The following is a 3,997-nucleotide window of genomic DNA, read 5'->3' on the forward strand; positions in this document are numbered from 1 at the left end:
CACGGTGGCCGACGTGCGCGAACTGCTGGCCGCGCGCCATCGCGGCGGCGCCCAACCGGCGAGTCTGGCGCGATTGGCCTCGGCGCTGCGCAGTTTCTATGTTTGGCGCATGCGCCAGGGCATCTCCACGGATAATCCGGCAGCCGATGCGCGGGCGCCGAAGAAGCCGGCGCGTCTGCCCGAGACGATCGACGTCGACGATCTGGCGGCCATGCTCGACGCCGCGCCGGTCGATACGCTCGAGATCCGCGATCACGCCATGCTGGAGATGTTCTATACCGCCGGCATCCGTTTGGCCGAAGCGGTGGGGTTGGATGCGATCGATCTCGATCTCGCCGCGGGCGAGGCTCGGGTCATCGGCAAGGGCGACCGCCAGCGCACGGTGCCGGTCGGTTCACGCGCGGCGCTCGCGCTCGAGCGCTGGCTGACCGAGCGCCCGCATCTGGCCGCGCCAACGGAAACGGCGTTGTTTGTCTCGCGCCGCGGCACGCGCCTGTCGCGCTCGTCCGTGGCCGCCCGCATGACGCGCTGGGCGGTCGGACATGGGCTGCCGGTGCATCTGCATCCGCACAAGCTGCGGCATTCGTTCGCCACCCATATGCTGGAATCCTCGGCCGATCTTAGAGCCGTGCAGGAATTGCTCGGCCATGCCAACATCGCAACCACACAGATCTATACCCATCTGGACTTTTCGCATCTGGCCCGGGTCTATGATGCCGCCCACCCACGGGCGCAGCGCAAGGCGGGCGAGGATACTTAGGGGCAACCGTCCCTACTCTTCAGCGGTCCCCGGCTTGGCGGTGGATTCGCCCGTGGCCACGGCCTTGTTTGCGGCCGGCGATTGCCGGTATTCGCGCGGCGTCATGCCGGTCAGACGGCGGAAATGGCGGTTGAAGTTCGACAAATTGCTGTAGCCGGCCATGAAGCAGACATCGGCCACCGAATAGCGCGGGTCGAGCAGCAGCCGGCAGGCGTGATCGATACGCAGCCGGCGCACGAAGGCGATGAACGTATCGCCGGTGGCCCGCTTGAAGAAACGCGAGAAGGTCGAGGGCGTCATGCCCTGCCAGCGCGCCACCGCCGTCATGCTGATATGCCGGTTGAAGTGGCGGTGGATGTGCTGAAGGATGGCATCGACCTGTTCCGAATGCACGCCGGCATGACGCAGGTTGTAGCCGGGTGTGGTCAGCAGCCGATGATCGTTGCGCGCCAGGCCGCCGAGCAGCTCGATGAGCGTCGATACCCGCCCGACTTCGTCCTGGCCGCCCATCGCTTCAAGCCGGCGCCCGGCGCGCCGGGCCCCGCTGCCGGTGAACAGCACGCCGCGTTCGCAGTCGTTGAGCAGCGTTTCCACCCGGCGTAACTCGGGGCACAGACGCATCAGCGATTCCAGCCACTCGCCGCGAAACTGCACCACCACGTCGCGCTCCTCGATCACCGTGTCGTCGTTTGCGAGATCGGAATACCAGCAATGCGGCAGGTTGGGCCCGACCAGCACCAGATTGCCCGGCCCGAAACGCCCCGCGTAGTCGCCCACCATATAGTGGCCGTACGAATGCCGGATCAGGTGCAGTTCGTATTCCGGATGAAAATTCCACTTGGCCAGCGGCGAGGGGAAGCCGTGGGTGTGCCAGTAGAAGCTGCGGCGCGGATCGTGGGCGATGTTCTCGAACACCGGGTCGCCCAGTGCGCTCGGCCGGGGCCGAGCGGTGCTCATCGATATCTCCGGCCGCCGCGTGACGCGGTGCTGCGGCGAACGTGAACTGTGCCGGCGGCCGGATCAGGGTTGATATCGCGTCCTGCTTTAGTCGTAGCGATTGATGTATCAAGCATTTATCGCGGCCCGGACAATGTCGGTAACTCCGTATTTTTACAGGATTCCTGGCGAACGTGGGCACAGGTCGTGAAAAAAAGTACAGATTGGCTGAAAAATCCGCTCTAGCTCGCGCGCCGAGGACCGCAGTAGCGTCGATATAAGCCGCAACCCGGCCTATGATTCGAGGAGAGGCAATGCAAGCCAAGGCGCTGGTGCTGGAACGCCGGTACGAACTGTCGTTACGCGAGATCGATCTGCCGGCCGAACTCGGCCCGGACGATGTGCGCGTGCATGTGCATACCGTGGGCATCTGTGGCAGCGACGTGCATTACTACACCCACGGCCGGATCGGCCCGTTCGTGGTCAACGAGCCGATGGTGCTGGGCCACGAAGCCTCGGGTATTGTCACCGAAGTCGGTGCGGCGGTTACCGGGCTCGCGGTGGGCGACCGGGTGTGCATGGAGCCGGGCATTCCGAATATGACGTCGCGCGCGGCCAAGCTCGGCGTCTACAACGTCGATCCGGCGGTGCGCTTCTGGGCCACGCCCCCGATCCACGGTTGTCTCACGCCGGACGTGGTGCATCCGGCGGCCTTCACCTACAAGCTGCCCGACAACGTGTCCTTCGCCGCGGGTGCGATGGTGGAGCCGCTGGCGATCGGCATGCAGGCCACGGTCAAGGCGCGGATGACGCCGGGCGATGTCTGCGTGGTTACCGGCGCCGGCCCGATCGGGCTGATGGTGGCGCTCGCCGCGCTCGCCGGCGGGGCGAGCGAAGTGATCATCTCCGACCTGGTCGACGACAAGCTGGCGATCGCGGCCGGCTACGACGGCATCACGACCATCAACGCGGCCCGAGACTCGCTCATCGACGCGGTGGCCGCGCGCTGCGGCGCCGACTGGGGCGCGGACGTGGTGTTCGAGGCCAGCGGCAGCCCGAAAGTCTACGACGACGCGCTGGCCTGTGTCCGCCCGGCCGGCGCGCTGGTGCTGGTGGGCATGCCGGTCGAGCCGGTGACCTTCGATATCGTCGCCGCCCAGGCTAAAGAGATCCGCATCGAGACGGTGTTCCGCTACGCCAACGTCTACGACCGCACGATCGCGCTGCTCGCCTCGGGCGGCATCGATCTCGCGCCGCTGATCACCGACACCTTCGATTTCGACGACAGCGTCGCAGCGTTCGAGCGCGCGGCCCGTGGCGAGCCGGGCGACGTCAAGCTCCAGATTCAGCTCGCCAAAGCAAACGAGGAGATAGGAATATGAATAATGAACTCACGCGTCGCGGTCTGCTTAAAGGCTTGGGCGGCGTAGCCGGATTGTCGGTGCTCGGCGCGGGCTCGCTGCGCACGGCGCTGGCCAAGACCATGGCCGACGATGCGACCTGGAAGCAGTCCAGCGGCACCACCATCAATTTCATTTCCGAGAACACGCCGCCGACCAACGCGATCGCCAAGGAGCTTGATTCGTTCAAGCAGTTGACCGGCATTGACGTGCAGATCACCCAGATGCAGCTCGGCGCGCTGGTCAAGAAGGTCGCGCTGGACTTCGGCTCCGGCCGTAGCACCTATGATGTGATTTACGCCGATCCGTATCAGGAAATCGCGCCCTATCACGCCGGCTTTGCGGATTTAAAGGCGCTCAACGAGGACGACAGCCTGCCCTCGGTGCCCAGGGGGCTGGACGACTTCATCTCGACCCAGTTGGCGGCGGTCGGCTATTTCGAGAATAAGCAGCAGATCTACTCGCTGCCCTATGACTGCCCGACCATGATCTGGATTTATCGCAAGGATCTGTTTCAAAAGTACCACGATCAAATGCAAAAGGATCTGGGCTTCGATCCGACGCCTTCGGACAAGCTCACCTGGGAGCAGTATTACCAGATTGCCAAGTGGTTCAACGGCGACCAAGTCAATGAAGTCAAGTACGGCACCGGCCATCAGGCCAAGCAGTATGATTCGCTGCAATGCGATTTTTCCAACGTGCTGATGGCCTACGGCGGCGAATATTTCAAAAACGGCAAACAGGTGGGCTTGCTCGGCAGCGCCGACCCCGGTCCTTGCATGCTTGATCAGAAGCCGGCCATTCAAGCCGCCAAGTTCTACCAAAAGCTGCTCAAGATCGCCGATCCCGGCAGCACCAGTTGGGATTGGACCGGCGTGGCCAACGCCTTCAAGAACCACCG

General features: G+C 64.2%; 4 protein-coding genes. 3 read left to right on the forward strand and 1 reads right to left on the reverse strand.

What is annotated here, in order from left to right:
* Nucleotides 1-760 (forward strand): tyrosine recombinase XerC (locus VFJ08_RS11315; protein WP_324997319.1); only part of this gene is annotated, 760 nt, incomplete at its 5' end.
* Nucleotides 761-772: 12 nt separating this feature from the next.
* Here VFJ08_RS11315 and VFJ08_RS11320 read toward each other — a convergent pair.
* Nucleotides 773-1,717: an AraC family transcriptional regulator gene (locus VFJ08_RS11320; protein WP_324997320.1), complete on the reverse strand. Its 945-nt coding sequence runs from the start codon at nucleotides 1,715-1,717 to the stop codon at nucleotides 773-775.
* Between the two features lie 293 nt (nucleotides 1,718-2,010).
* Here VFJ08_RS11320 and VFJ08_RS11325 point away from each other — a divergent pair, with 293 nt between their 5' ends.
* Entirely contained in the window at nucleotides 2,011-3,078 is a 1,068-nt protein-coding gene (locus VFJ08_RS11325) for an NAD(P)-dependent alcohol dehydrogenase (RefSeq protein WP_324997321.1), read from the forward strand.
* Nucleotides 3,075-3,997: extracellular solute-binding protein (locus tag VFJ08_RS11330; protein WP_324997322.1), on the forward strand; the 923-nt coding region annotated here is incomplete at its 3' end. The genes VFJ08_RS11325 and VFJ08_RS11330, both read left to right, overlap by 4 nt.

Origin of the sequence: Salinisphaera sp. (assembly GCF_035690525.1) — a bacterium.
Lineage (GTDB): Bacteria > Pseudomonadota > Gammaproteobacteria > Nevskiales > Salinisphaeraceae > Salinisphaera.